Annotated in this window: 13 protein-coding genes; 7 read left to right on the forward strand and 6 right to left on the reverse strand. The window is 40.4% G+C overall.

Annotated elements, in window-relative coordinates; translation table 11 throughout:
* The first annotated feature begins 146 nt into the window (after nt 1-146).
* From M1E96_RS15045 to cdd, 3 genes are all read left to right on the forward strand, one after another.
* Nucleotides 147-620, forward strand: coding sequence for a CidA/LrgA family protein (locus tag M1E96_RS15045; RefSeq protein ID WP_070924962.1), 474 nt, complete (start codon nt 147-149; stop codon nt 618-620).
* Nucleotides 614-1,309 (forward strand): CidB/LrgB family autolysis modulator, encoded by a 696-nt coding sequence (locus tag M1E96_RS15050; protein ID WP_070924963.1) that lies wholly within the window; start codon nt 614-616, stop codon nt 1,307-1,309. Before M1E96_RS15045 ends, M1E96_RS15050 begins: the two co-directional genes overlap by 7 nt.
* Nucleotides 1,310-1,727: 418 nt before the next feature.
* Nucleotides 1,728-2,615, forward strand: coding sequence for a cytidine deaminase (gene cdd, locus M1E96_RS15055; RefSeq protein WP_272581042.1), 888 nt, complete (start codon nt 1,728-1,730; stop codon nt 2,613-2,615).
* A 40-nt stretch (nt 2,616-2,655) separates the two neighbouring features.
* Here cdd and M1E96_RS15060 read toward each other — a convergent pair whose 3' ends face one another.
* Nucleotides 2,656-3,126: a hypothetical protein gene (locus M1E96_RS15060; protein WP_319068766.1), complete on the reverse strand. Its 471-nt coding sequence runs from the start codon at nt 3,124-3,126 to the stop codon at nt 2,656-2,658.
* 405 nt (nt 3,127-3,531) lie between these two features.
* The gene (locus tag M1E96_RS15065) at nt 3,532-4,200 is read right to left on the reverse strand and encodes a hypothetical protein (protein ID WP_272581048.1); all 669 of its coding nucleotides are present in this window, start codon (nt 4,198-4,200) and stop codon (nt 3,532-3,534) included.
* 509 nt (nt 4,201-4,709) lie between these two features.
* Here M1E96_RS15065 and M1E96_RS15070 point away from each other — a divergent pair.
* On the forward strand, nt 4,710-6,407 hold the full coding sequence (locus tag M1E96_RS15070; protein ID WP_070924968.1) for an NAD-dependent malic enzyme: 1,698 nt from the start codon (nt 4,710-4,712) through the stop codon (nt 6,405-6,407).
* Nucleotides 6,408-6,755: 348 nt separating this feature from the next.
* Nucleotides 6,756-7,616: a rhomboid family intramembrane serine protease gene (locus M1E96_RS15075; protein WP_272581049.1), complete on the forward strand. Its 861-nt coding sequence runs from the start codon at nt 6,756-6,758 to the stop codon at nt 7,614-7,616.
* Nucleotides 7,617-7,700: 84 nt separating this feature from the next.
* Here the strand turns inward: M1E96_RS15075 and M1E96_RS15080 are convergent, their stop codons facing one another.
* Genes M1E96_RS15080 through murQ form a run of 4 tightly spaced genes read right to left on the reverse strand, consistent with a single transcriptional unit; the run spans nt 7,701 to nt 11,654 of the window.
* Nucleotides 7,701-8,483, reverse strand: a complete 783-nt coding sequence (locus M1E96_RS15080; protein WP_272581050.1) for a sulfite exporter TauE/SafE family protein — start codon at nt 8,481-8,483, stop codon at nt 7,701-7,703.
* Between the two features lie 6 nt (nt 8,484-8,489).
* On the reverse strand, nt 8,490-9,332 hold the full coding sequence (locus M1E96_RS15085) for a MurR/RpiR family transcriptional regulator (RefSeq protein ID WP_319068761.1): 843 nt from the start codon (nt 9,330-9,332) through the stop codon (nt 8,490-8,492).
* A 15-nt stretch (nt 9,333-9,347) separates the two neighbouring features.
* Complete coding sequence (locus M1E96_RS15090; RefSeq protein ID WP_319068758.1) at nt 9,348-10,712, reverse strand: PTS transporter subunit EIIC; 1,365 nt, start codon at nt 10,710-10,712, stop codon at nt 9,348-9,350.
* Between the two features lie 21 nt (nt 10,713-10,733).
* A complete protein-coding gene (murQ, locus tag M1E96_RS15095) occupies nt 10,734-11,654 on the reverse strand; it encodes an N-acetylmuramic acid 6-phosphate etherase (protein WP_319068756.1) in 921 nt (306 codons plus the stop codon).
* Nucleotides 11,655-12,088: 434 nt separating this feature from the next.
* Between murQ and M1E96_RS15100 the strand changes: the two genes are divergently transcribed.
* On the forward strand, nt 12,089-13,483 hold the full coding sequence (locus tag M1E96_RS15100) for a GntP family permease (RefSeq protein WP_319068754.1): 1,395 nt from the start codon (nt 12,089-12,091) through the stop codon (nt 13,481-13,483).
* 12 nt (nt 13,484-13,495) lie between these two features.
* Nucleotides 13,496-14,653, forward strand: coding sequence for an iron-containing alcohol dehydrogenase (locus M1E96_RS15105; protein WP_180355045.1), 1,158 nt, complete (start codon nt 13,496-13,498; stop codon nt 14,651-14,653).
* The last annotated feature ends 14 nt before the right edge of the window (nt 14,654-14,667 follow it).

The raw sequence follows: 14,667 nt of genomic DNA on the forward strand, positions 1-14,667 counted from the left end.
ATCCTACCTAGGAAAGAGCGAATAATTAAATGAGAAGCAGAGGATCCTTGATCCTCTGCTTTTTTTTCATCTTTTAACTGTGATCTCTAGCACAATAATAAAGTTAATTGTATGATGAATGCACTTAGCGTAATAGGACGAGTCTCATGTCATTAAAACATGTGCTGATAACCGGATGGCAGTATTTACGCGCTTTTGCGATTCTTTATCTCTGCCTGATCATTGGGAACCTGTTATCAACACTTCTGCCATTTTCTGTTCCCGGTAGTATCATCGGTATGCTAATACTGTTTGTGCTACTCGCTCTTCAAATTGTGCCTGCGCACTGGGCGCAACCTGGTTGTTCAATATTGCTAAAGAATATGACGTTATTGTTTGTACCTATTGGTATCGGCATCATGAATTATTATAGCCAATTAAGCGAACAACTGGTTCCAATCCTTGTTGCCTGCTTTATTAGTACGTTAGTAGTGATGGTTGTGGTTGCTTTCAGCTCTAACTATATCCATAAAGAACGTCAAATTGTTGGTGTAAAACCAGACGAGGTTCCTCTTCCCCCTGAAGAGCCAACTCATATATCACCGGATAATCAGCAAGATAAGGGGGATGGAAAATGTTAGAACATATTTGGTGGTCACTACCGTTAACTATTGCCGTTTTTTATCTGGCACGGATTTTGTCGATTAAATTAAAACTACCACTATTAAACCCATTATTAGTGGCGATCGCGATTATTGTTCCGTTACTCATTTTTACCAATACCCCTTATGAACACTACTTTGCAGGCAGTAAAATCCTTAATGACCTGCTACAACCGGCGGTTGTCGCACTCGCCTTTCCTCTTTATGAGCAAATGCATCAAATTCGCGCCCAATGGAAATCACTGTTTAGTATCTGCTTAGCCGGCAGCTTAGTGGCTATGTTTACTGGTACATCGATTGCCTTATGGTTAGGTGCAACACCCGACATTGCCGCCTCTATCTTACCAAAATCCGTTACAACCCCAATCGCCATGGCTGTCGCTGATTCAATTGGCGGTGTTCCAGCAATTAGTGCTGCTTGCGTAATTTTTGTGGGTATGTTGGGAGCGATGTTTGGTCATTCCTTATTTGACGCCCTACGTATTCGTACACATGCTTCAAGAGGGTTAGCAATGGGGACTGCGTCTCACGCATTAGGTACTGCCCGTTGTGCAGAAATCAACTATATTGAAGGCGCTTATAGCTCATTAGCATTAATGACTTGTGGGATCATTACCTCTTTACTCGCTCCGTTTATCTTCCCAGTCATACTCCATCTTTTCGGCTAAACTCAATACAATATGAGAGAGGCTTATCGCCTCTCTCAACTTATTGACGAAGAGGAATGAAATCAGTTTTTTTCCGCTTCGTGTTATCAGCCGAAAATCAATAATTTGATTTTCCTAATTTAGGTCAAATAACCTCAACGACTACCGCCAAACAAAATACGTTTGTCAGCAGTCAGTCAGAGGCTTACCGCCAAAAACTTGAGATACATCTCTCAATTACACAATTTGTTTCATTAATTTCATAGAAAAAGAGATATTAATCACATATTAAGTGATAATTTATTACATATACTCTAAACACTTGAGATGCAGCTGAACGGGAACCCCATAACTCACGAAGAGCGTAGAAAGTATCCCCCAATGCAAAACGCTGCAATTGAGTATAAAAAATGTAAGTAAGTCACTAGGAGAACTACTCATGCATTCAAGATTTAAGTCCGCTTGGTCTCAACTCCCAGAAAAGTTACAAGTTGCGCTCAGACCCATTATTGATACACCTGATTTTCAAGCGATGCTGAGTGCCGAACAAGTTAATCAGATTAAGGCTGATTGCGGTTATAGTGACAGCGAGCTGGCATTTTTATTATTACCTTTCGCGGCGGCCTATGCTGTTACCCCAATTTCGCACTTTAATGTCGGGGCTATTGCCCGTGGTGTAAGTGGTAACATCTACTTCGGCGCTAATATGGAATTCAGTGGCGTCGCTATCGCGCAAACTATCCACGCAGAGCAATGTGCCGTGACCCATGCATGGTTAAAAGGTGAAAAACAGTTGGCTTCGATCACGGTCAACTATACGCCATGCGGTCACTGCCGACAGTTTATGAATGAATTACGTGGTGGTGGTAAAATTGAAGTACACCTCCCTGAGCGTCAGCCAGCAACATTACATGATTACTTACCTGATTCATTTGGCCCATCCGATTTAGAGATCACAACTCTGCTAATGGATACTGTCGATCATGGTTACAGCACACCGAGCCGTAATCGCTTGTTATGTGCGGCTATTGAGGCAGCAAACCAGTCACATGCACCTTATAGCCAATCGCATTCAGGTATTGCACTACAGTTAAAAGATGGTTCATTATTTACTGGTCGCTACGCTGAAAACGCCGCCTTTAATCCAAGCTTGCCACCACTCCAAGCCGCATTAATTATGATTAATTTAGCGGGCAAAGATATGCATTCTATCGAGCAAGCGGTATTAGTTGAAAAGCAAGATGCAATTGTTAAGCAATGGTGTATTACGGAGAACACTTTGCAAGCACTCGGCTGCCAGCAAAAAGAAGTGAATTATTTAGATTAATTTGTTAAACATTTAATTGCCGCCATTTATTTGGTGGCAATTATTTAATGTATTTTGCATATACCTTTTTATGTAACTGACTAATTTCTTTAAAATTAATATCACCATCAATAGTACTATTTCCTTGTTTAAATTTTCCTTCAAGGAATTCAAGATAACCTTCTGCCATGTCCATCTGCATCTGTTTAAGTTGCTTTGCTGTGAATATTATCTGATGCTCAAAAAGAACCGCACGAAAGTACTGCATTGCAACCATTGAAAAGATACTGTCTTCTGCCAACATACTTTTGGCTAATATAGGATAACGTCCCGTGTATCCTGTTAGCTGTTGGTTATCTAATTCACGGTGATTAATTAAATGATATTTTGATGTATTTTGATTATTGAGGTAATTATTGTTATTGCTATTAATTGTATTCGCAGATACTGATAACGATATAAGAAATAAAACAGCGGATAATGATAGTTTTTTAAAATGAAAAAAATCGGCTATTCCAGTAAGTCGTCTCATTAAAATTCCTTTTATTGAAAATAACCATACAATGATTATTTATCGAAAATGAACATACATCTTTTATAGAATGACATAAAATAAAATCTTGTAGCAATATATGATAAAAATACTAACTATGTCATAACCTATACTTTAAATAATTCGAATTGCAGGTCAGCGATAAACAAAGATAAATGGAGAGCATATACAAACGCTATAATTCAGTAAACGTAGCGCAGTCACTATCCCCTAACGAAAAGTGCGACAAGTGAAGATAGGCAAGGAGAATATACTCTAAATAATTCGAGCTGCAGTTAGGCGACAAGTGAATGAGTCGCTAGGAGCCTACATAAGTAGGTGACTAGTGCGAGTGAGCGTAGTCAACAACACTGCAACTTGAAGTATGACGAGTATATTGCTATTTTAATATTTCTTAGGAAGGATATGTTCTGAGTATACCGTTGTTCTTTTTATCCTTTTTAACCATTTACATATTCTGGATTTTTCTTCTTTAGATGCATACTTTACTTTTTCTTCAACCATACGAATAATATTCGCGATAAATATGTATTTTTTACTTTCTGTTTTTGCACTTAACATGATTTTCCAATAAGCTTCTTTTTGGTGATCATTTAATAAATCAAAAGGAACAGTTAAGATCCATACATCGTTAGGCAAATTATAATCATTTATTATTTTATTATATATTACATTGGCTTTTTTATAGTTGATATCATCAATATGATACTCAAGGCCTTTATCATCATCTATTTTTTTATTAGTCAAATCTATATATTCAAATTTATGTGCACAAATAATAGAATTAATTAAATTATCACTAACCGGTAAACTATGTTCCTTCATTACTTGTTTAAAATAATCAATCATTATAATACTAAAAGGTGACATATAATTTAATTGTGCCTCCTTTTCTTTTTTTAGCTCTTGTGTATAGAGATAATCATCAACAATACTTATTGTTTTTTTAAATTCACCCCGTGATTTTGCCAAACAAATAAAACTGAACAATATATTTATTATAAAAATAAGTATTAACCTCATAACTTTTTTATCATAAAGAAAAAAGCTCATTCTCCCCCCTCATAGGCATTATTAGGATAGAATATTCGTATTAATGATAAAGCAAAGAAAAGTTGTCTTCATCAACTTTCAAATAGTTTCGAATTGCGATTGGAATATTAAACACATTAAATCAGAAACTATCAACATATAAAAAACAATACTATAAAAATATTAAAAATAAAAACACTGGTCAATATATAATAAGGTATGGAATTAAATAATAAATTCGTTAGGTTATTTTTTAAATTATATCAATCTGATAATCGGGATTATGGCAAGTATCCACCACATCGCCCTTAGACTCAGCATACTGAAGATAGTCTTACTTACGATAACAATCTCTTAGGTAGTACAGTTTCTCTGTTGATTTAAATTAGCTATTATGCTGTTTATTATACAAATAATATTATTTAACATTTATTTTAACTCTTTGTATCAATAATCACTGTACATATTTTTTGTTTGCCTTAGGATCTATCCCGACTGTTGTTTTTTAATCGTCCAAAGAGTGATATTTCATGGAACATGAATACGAAACAAAACGCCCTCTGTACATACCTTATGCGGGCCCTATCCTGCTAGAATTTCCTTTATTGAATAAAGGCAGTGCCTTTAGCGAAGAAGAACGTGCGAGTTTTAACCTGTATGGTTTACTGCCTGAGCAAGTTGAAACTATCGAAGAACAAGTAGAACGCGCTTATCGCCAGTTAATCGACTTCAAAACAGATATCGATAAACACATTTATTTAAGAAACATTCAAGACACCAACGAAACCCTATTCTACCGTCTAATTGATGCGCACCTCACTGAGGTGATGCCAATTATTTATACCCCGACGGTTGGTGAAGCGTGTGAACACTTCTCTGATATCTATCGTCGTGCTCGTGGTTTATTCATTTCTTATCCAAACCGTGAATACATCGATGATATGCTGCAAAATGCCACTAAACAAAACGTGAAAGTGATTGTAGTCACTGATGGTGAGCGTATCTTAGGTCTCGGTGACCAAGGTATCGGCGGTATGGGGATTCCTATCGGTAAGCTTTCTTTGTATACCGCTTGCGGTGGCATCAGCCCAGCTTATACTTTGCCGATCGTGATTGACGTGGGAACCAATAACCCACAGCGTCTAAATGATCCGCTGTATATGGGATGGCGTCATCCACGTATTACTGGCGAAGAATATGACCAATTTATTGACGAATTTATTCAAGCCGTAAAACGCCGTTGGCCAAATGTGCTGTTGCAATTTGAAGACTTTGCGCAAAAGAATGCAATGCCATTGTTAAACCGTTATCGCGATGAGCTTTGCTGCTTTAACGATGATATTCAAGGTACCGCATCGGTAACCTTAGGTAGCTTGATCGCGGCTAGCCATGCTGCTGGCAGTAAACTGAGCGACCAACGAGTGACTTTCTTAGGTGCAGGTTCCGCAGGTTGTGGTATTGCTGAACAAATTGTTGCGCAAATGAAATCTGAAGGTTTGAGCGATGAGCAAGCACGCTCACGCATTTATATGGTTGACCGTTTTGGCTTGTTAACCGATAAACTCCCTAACTTGCTAGATTTCCAAAGTAAATTGACTCAAAACAGTGGCAATTTAGCTGACTGGGATGTGAACAGCGATTCAATTTCGTTATTAGATGTGGTCCGCAATGCTAAGCCAACTATCTTGATTGGTGTTTCAGGTCAAGCAGGTTTGTTCACCGAAGAAATCATCAAAGAGATGCACAAACACTGTGAGCGCCCAATCGTCATGCCACTGTCTAACCCAACATCACGTGTTGAGGCTCGTCCAGAAGATATTATTAACTGGACTGATGGCAAAGCGTTAGTCGCAACAGGTAGCCCATTTGCACCAGTATCCTATAAAGATAAGGTCTACCCTATCGCTCAGTGTAATAACTCTTATATCTTCCCAGGTATCGGCTTAGGAGTGATTGCTTCAGGCGCTAAACGCGTCACTGAAAATATGCTAATGGCAGCCAGCCGCGCGTTAGCTGAGTGCTCTCCACTCGCTAAAGCGGGTGATGGTTCACTATTGCCACCATTGTCTGATATCCAACAAGTTTCGCGTTTTATTGCGAAACAAGTTGCGAAAGAAGCGCAGGTACAGGGTGTCGCTACCGTGACCTCAGACAGTGCATTGGAAGAGGCAATTGAACGCAATTTCTGGAAACCTGAATATCGTACTTATAAACGGACATCATTCTAATTTCCGAATAGGTTAAAGGCGCTATTTAGCGCTCTTAGACTGTTGACAAACCTATCATGTTTGGCGGTAGTCGTTAGGGTTCTGAAATAAACGAGGAAAATCAATTTATTGATTTTCGGCTGATAGCACTGAGCGGGAAAACCACGCTTTATCTCGCTTCGTCAGCAACCTCAGGGCGCTATTTAGCGCCCTTTTTAGTTTTTGACCTCATTTTTCAGATATTGGATATAAACTAAAATTTTGGCACATTTTATACTCTAAAGATCCAGCACCACTAACTAATGAATTGAGTCAAAACTCTTGTAGCTTAAAGTATGGCAAGTATAAATATTATTATAAGGACTTAATATGTCTGAACAACCAAACTACACACCACCTGCATCCAAACCGCGTATTTCATTGAAAGCCATGGCATTAACGCTGATCCTTGTGCTATTCAATATCGCTGTTTATTTTTATCAAATCGCCTTTGCATCACCGCTAGAATCGCGAGAAAGCAACTTATTGTTATTTGGTGCAAATATCTACCAACTCTCACTAACAGGTGATTGGTGGCGTTATCCCATCAGTATGATTTTGCATTCAGATGCAATGCATATTGGTTTTAATAGTCTTGCCTTATTAGTCATTGGTATTGAATGCGAACGGGTTTATGGCAAATTTAAATTATTATCTATTTATATTATTTCTGGCGTCGGTGCAGCCTTATTTAGTGCCTACTGGCAATACCAAGAATCACTCAAGGCAGTTGATTCATTTAGTTTATATATGCCAATAAATAATACGGTGTATATTACTATCGGTGTAGGTGCATCAGGCGCCATTATGGGGCTAGCGGCTGCATCAGTGATCTATTTGTTCAAAACGATTAATTCACCAGATGTCCCTGATATCGAAAATGCCAAACTAAAACGCCAGCTATACAATATTATTGCCATGATTGCGTTAACTTTAGTTAATGGTATGCAGTCTGGAGTGGATAATGCAGCGCATGTGGGGGGTGCCGTGATTGGTGCATTGGTTAGCTTAGGCTATGTAATTTCAGCAAAGAAATCCTACCTTATTGACCTGTTGATTACCGCAATAGCTGCTGCTTTGCTGATATTTGCTATCTACAGTATCTCTTTCTCAACCGATGAAGATTTATTGTTTGAACGTGAATTTATTTATCAAGAAATCCAAAAAGAAGTGACTGATGCAAATCAGTAATGAATATCCCCTTGGTATAACCAAGGGGATCATTAATGGCATTTCTTCATTATCATTCAGATTGCAGCGTTTTCGCTCGAATATTTAAAGCATAAACACTTTTAGCGTCATCATGATGGCACTGCATACAATAAGTAACAGTGTAATATATTGGAAAGTGCGTTCAGATAATGTCACCAGCAAATGTTTCGCCAATGGCATTACGAGTAATGCCCCTGCACATAAAATGAGTGCCAATTTTAAATCAGTGTGACCGTCCTGCGCATAAGCTAACGCAGAAGATCCTGATAAAACCGTGGTAACAACAATTGACGTACCAATAGCTTGCTTAATATTTAACTGCATATAACGTAACAGCATCGGCAATACCACAACACCGCCCCCCACACCTGTCGCACCTAATACAATACCCGCAATAACCGCAGGCACTGCCATTGCACGTAATTGGCTCTCTTTAATGGCTATTTTTTTAATTGGATTGGCAAAAAACATACGATGAATAAATAAGTACAGAGAAAAAATAATTGCCACCGCAACCAACAAATTAATCCCCCATTCAACCTGTTTTTCATATTGCGGAATGCTTCCCAACCAAGTCACCAATAAACTCGATAAAAATGTACTTGGCAACATAATTGCCAATACAATAAATGCGCCTTTTAATGGAATATTGCCTAATCGAAAATGCATATATGACGAAGAGACTTTCATCAACATGGATAAGAAGTTTGCTGTGGCCACCGCGGCTAATGCATTGAGTCCAAAAAAATAGGTCAGTATCGGTAAAACAATCACACCACCACCGACACCTGTGGTGCTAATAATCAAGCCAATCAATGCTCCGATGGCTAACTCAGTTAAAATCATTAGGTTTTATCCTGCCCGGGTTACGGCTTGCCGTGCTTTGTGTAATGCAATATCTGCATCTTCATTGGCGAGGGTTAAATACTTAAAAAATAGTGTATCAAATATGACCATTTGCAATACTTGTGGCGTGATCACACCAAGCTGGGAGTGCTGTTCATCATAGAAATAAGGCAAAGTATAATCAGCAAGGCGCGCTGCTTCATCTTGCCCAAAACGGGTTAATGCGACAGTCGTACAACCACTTTCATGAGCTGATTTCAGCATATAATTGATATCAGGGGTATTGCCCCTTGCAGTGACAGCGATTGCTAAATCACTTGCATTCAAGTTTGCCGAATAACCGAGTTGAACATGCAGGTCAGGACTAAACAACGCATGTTTATTCACACGGATCAATTTAAGAAAAATATCATTAGCCACAATCGCTGAAGATCCGATCCCAAATACTACAACCCGTTTTGCTTCAACAATTTTTTGTGCGATTGCATCCACCGTCAACGGCTCTAGTAATCCCACTGATTTTTCAATTGCCGTAATAAACATTTGCCCTGATTTAGCGATAATCTGAGCCGTATCATCATTACGGCTCAGATTGCCATACAAACTCTCGGCTTTGTGCTGCTTTTCATCGGATAAGTAATCAACTTTAAATTCAGGATAGCCACGGTAACCCATTTGGCGCGCAAAACGGATAACTGAAGCGCTGCTTACCCCAGCAGCTTGAGCAAGTTCAGCTGCATTCATCGGAACAATGCTATCACGACTTTCGAGCAAAAAATGGGCGATACGTTGCTCGGTGCCTTTACCTCTGGTCAATAAACTTTCCAATTTTACCGTCAGTGTTGACATGGCTATTCCTTATTATTATTTTTCTGGATCGTTGAAGCCTATTATCATACTGGCAATGAAACCGACAATCCATGCGCCAGCTACCGCAATCAGAAAATCAAGAATTTGCCCATCTCCAACTAACGGTATTAATGATAAGCCAGCCGTTCCAAACGGAATAATAATCCCCACATGGAAGAAGGCCATTAATGCCCCACCAGCGGCACCACCAATACAGCCAGCAATAAAAGGTTTACCTAGCGGTAATGACACACCGAACAATAATGGTTCGCCAACCCCAAAGATCCCCACAGGTAAAGCACCAACTAAGGTTTTTTTCAGGCGTTGATTTTTAGTTTTCAGGAATACCCAGAAACAAGAACCGACTTGCCCCATTCCTCCCATCGCTAAGATTGGGAATAGGTAATTTAAGCCAAAAGTTTGCAAAATTTCAGCATGAATGGGGATCAAGCCTTGATGCAAACCTGTAAGTAATAAAAATAGGAAGCTGCCACCTAAAATGCCCCCTGTCACCACTGCGCCACCTCCACTGTTTAGCAATGCAACAGAAACGCCTTGAGACAAGATTTGGTTGAGATAATGCCCCGCAGGTTGGAACACAATCAAAGCCACCATAGCTGACACTAAAATGGTCACAAATGGCGTTACGATAAGATCGAGGCTCTCTTTAATGATACTTCTAAACCACACTTCAAATTTAGAAGAGAATACCACCACCATCAGTACAGCAAAGATCCCGCCACTGTTTGGCTGTAATTTCTCACCAAATAATGTGATATCGGCCAAGCCAGGCATCGCTAGCAGCCCTGCCATAACCGCACCAATTGAGGTTGATGCCCCTAATTCTTTCGCGGTATTCACACCAATCATGATAGAGAGATAGGTAAAAACGGCGCTACCGATCAATTTCAATAATTTAAACAGTTCAGGGAACTGCTCCACCACACCCGGTGCGACTAGACGCACAATATTAATCAGCCCCATAATGAGACCACAACCAATCAACGCAGGAATAGTTGGTACAAAAATAGCAGCAAGTGTGTTTAACATGCGACGAATTGAAAACGGTTTTTTCTCGGAACTAGCAGCAATGCTACTTTCATTCGTCAGGTCACTACCCTGCATTCTTTTATTCATTACCGAAAAAACTTTAGCCGCGGTTCCCATCCCCACAATGACTTGTTGTTGTTCACCATTAAAGACAACGCCTTTCACACCTTCGACTTGTTTCAGAGCCTCTGCATTGAATTTGCTATTGTCTTTTAAAACTAAACGAATACGTGTCATACAATGAGTCAACGTCACCACGTTTTCGAATCCACCCGCCTGTTTTTCTATTTCTTTGGCGAGTACTTCCAGATGTTCTATCTTGTTAGCCATATAATTTCCCCAGTATTGACGTTACTCGCGGTAGCTATTCAGCATCAGATCCAAACTACTATTTGGATTTTTCTGAACAATATCCGTCGCTTGCTGTGCATTAATATTAAGTTCATACATTAAAATTGCGCGTCGTGGATGATAATCCACTTGCTTTAACAACTCTGCGGCTGTTTGCGTATCGATCTGGCACACTTCCCCAACAATTCTTTCGGCACGGCGCAGCAATTTGATATTATTTGCCACCACATCAATCATTAAATTAGTGTGAATTCGCCCTAAACGCGCCATCACACAAGTGCTGAGCATACCTAAAATCATTTTTTGTGCCGTACCACTTTTCATTCGTGTCGAGCCAGAAAGCACTTCAGCTCCCACATCAGGAGCAATCGCATATTGTGCAAGCTCACTTAGCACACTATGACCTCGTGTGGTGATAGCCACCGTCAGTGCACCTAATTGATTGCCATACTCAATCGCTGATAAGGTAAAAGGCGTTCGTCCACTCGCTGCAATACCAATAATCACATCTTTTTCGCTTGCACCACGCTGTTTAAGCTCTTCAACTGAGGCTTCAACAGAATCCTCAATATTTTCAACCGCTTTTAACATCGCGGCCTGTCCACCCGCAATAATCGATTGCACTAATTCAGGCGATGTACCAAATGTTGGGGGGCATTCAGCGCTATCGAGGACAGCAAGTCGTCCGCTAGTTCCAGCTCCGACATAAAATATCCTCCCTCCTTGCTTTAAGCGCTCTGCAATCATATCAACCACATTGGCGATTTCAGGTAACACTGCCTGTAGAGAGGCAGCGACCGTGCTATCAGCTTGATTAATCTCTGTTAGCATGGATAAGGTGTCTAAACGCGAAAACTGCAACGTGTCTTGATTGAGCTCATTTTGCAAGCAATCACTGAGTGTATTTTCGGTTACTGACATGACATCACCTCAAATGAAATTAAATTTCACAAAAAATTACTACTAATGAATTTTTATTTCAATTAAAATCATAGCAACGTTATCATTTGTATTGGTTTACGTGATCAATTTCACATCATTACCTGATATCGGGAAAACGATTAGGCTGTGAAAAAGCACGCTGTCCCTCCCTTCCTTTTATTACTTATCCGAAATTTTCATTTAAGAATGTTTGAGATCTCAGTCACGAGTTATTAATGAATTGTTAATTTTTTTGTGATCTAAGCGCTTTTTCTTTTCTTTTTTGTCACAACGGATTTGCTTAACCAAATGATCTCATCTATTAATACAATTCATATCAACTAACGATACAAATTAATAACAAGATTATTTCGCAGCCTAAAAAATTAAATTTAGACAATCAGGCTGAGATTAATAACACTGGAGAAACAGTTATGTTGAGTATCCTAGGCATTGTTCTTTCCCTACTGATGTTGATGTATTTTGCATATCGGGGCGTGAGTGTATTGATTTTAGCGCCAATACTGGCTCTGTTTGCCGTTATGATGAGCGGTGAAGTTTCTCAGCTATTTGGTGTCTACACACAAGTCTTTATGACGGGGCTAGGCGGCTACGTCGTAAAATATTTTCCATTATTTTTACTGGGTGCCGTATTCGGAAAATTGATGGATGACTCAGGTTCAGCGCAATCCATCGCTTATTCGCTGGTGAGAAAGTTGGGGGGACATCGCGCCCTGCTAGCGGTTGTGATCACCTGTAGTATTTTAACTTACGGTGGCGTCTCACTATTTGTCGTTGGTTTTGCCATTTTCCCTATTGCCGCCGCTATTTTCCATGCTGCTGCTATACCCAAACGCTTGATCCCCGGCGCTATTGCTCTCGGCTCACTCAGTTTTACCATGACAGCATTACCCGGCACACCAGCCATTCAAAATACCATCCCAATGCCTTTCTTTGGAACTGATGCCTTCGCCGCCCCAGGTTTAGGGTTGATTGGCTCAGCGGTCATGTTTGCCGCAGGTTATGGTTGGCTAAGCTATCGAGTGCGTAAGGCGAAACATGCCGCAGAGGGATACGGTGATACCTATCATGCTCCTGAAAAGCCTACCGATGATGAACATCGCCATCTACCCGCACTTTGGAAGGCTCTATTACCCATCATATTAGTCGTTTCTTGTAACTACTTGCTTAGTAAGGTGATCCCTTTAATGGATACCGCATATCTTTCAGAAGACAAATACGGTAACACGGCTCTCAACAGCGTTTTAGGATTATGGGCGATCATTGGTGCATTAGTTTTGTCTTGCATCACCATCATTATTTTAAATTGGTCACGTTGGAAAAATCTCAAAGAAACCATGAACAAAGGAGTTATGGGTTCTTTACTGCCTATCTTTAATACCGCATCGGAAGTGGGTTATGGCGCCGTTATCGCTTCTCTTGCTGCCTTTGCCGTGATCAGTAATTACTTATTGAGCATTTCCGCAGGTAACGTACTGATTTCAGAATCCATTGTGATCAGCATGCTAGTGGGTACAACAGGATCGGCTTCTGGCGGTTTAAGTATCGCATTGAGCATGATGGGCGAACATTTCTTACAAATGGCTGATGCTGCGGGTATCTCACCTGAATTATTACATCGCGTCGCTGCAATGGCATCAGGTGGTTTAGATACCCTACCGCACAATGGTGCTGTTATTTCATTATTGGCGATTTGTGGCCTGACCCACAAACGATCTTATTTCGATATTTTTATGGTGACCGTTGTTGGCAGTGTGCTGGGGCTCATTGTCGTCATCAGCCTCGGATCACTATTTGGCTCATTCTAAAAGGAAATCATTATGTCTACGATTGTGCTACCCCGAACACTGGAAATTGGTCATGACTCAATCAAACGTTTACCAAATGTTTTACAAGGCCTAAAGAGTAAAAAACCCTTAATTGTCACCGACAATATGATGGTAAAACTAGGTTATCTCAATAACTTACAAACTATTTTGTCTCAAGCAGGTATTGAAAGTGACGTTTATTCAGATACGGTTCCTGAACCAACTGCGGCGTCTATCCAAGCAGGTATAGAAAAAGTCAGAAGTGCTGATTTTGATTCAGTCATCGCATTAGGGGGTGGTAGCCCAATTGACAGTGCCAAAGCAATTGCCGTTATTGGCAAACTCGGCGGTGTCATCAATGAATACCGTTTTCCACGTCAAGTTGAAGAACAGGGGTTGCCGATTATTGCCATTCCAACCACAGCAGGAACAGGCTCTGAATGTACTCGAGTGACTATTATTACTGATGAAAAAACGGATGAAAAATTAATGTGTATGGGCACAGGTTTTATGCCTACTGCCGCAATCGTTGATTACAACTTAACCCTCAGCGTACCAGCAAGAACCACCGCAGACACTGGTATTGATGCAATGACACACGCTATCGAAGCCTATGTCAGTCGTAAAGCCAATCTCTATTCAGATAGCCAAGCGCTATGTGCCATGAAACTGATCGGGCCAAACCTACGAAAAGTCTACCATGATGGTAATGACAAAGTGGCACGAGAGGCGATGATGCTAGGCTCTACGCTCGCTGGCATTGCATTTTCTAACGCTTCGGTTGCATTAGTTCATGGCATGAGCCGCCCTATTGGTGCATTTTTCCATGTTCCACATGGTTTATCGAATGCCATGTTGCTCCCTGCTGTAACCCGTTTTTCATTAGAGTCAGCCAAGCAACGTTATGCCGTCTGCGCACGTACCTTAACATTTGCACAAGAAACAGACAGTGATGATGTGGCTTGTGAAAAACTGATCAACACCCTTGTCGAACTCAATCGCGAACTCTCCGTGCCAACACCAGCCGAGTTCGGCATTGATAAACAGCAATTTTTCTCGGTAGTCGAGACCATGGCAAAACAAGCAGAAGCGTCTGGCTCTCCTAACAATAACCCCCGGATCCCGACTATTGAAGAGATGGTTGCTATCTATACCCAACTTTGGAATTAAGCAGGAGAAATACT

The sequence above is a fragment of the Providencia sp. PROV236 genome (assembly GCF_033676985.1).
In the GTDB taxonomy this organism is placed as follows: Bacteria; Pseudomonadota; Gammaproteobacteria; order Enterobacterales; family Enterobacteriaceae; genus Providencia; species Providencia manganoxydans.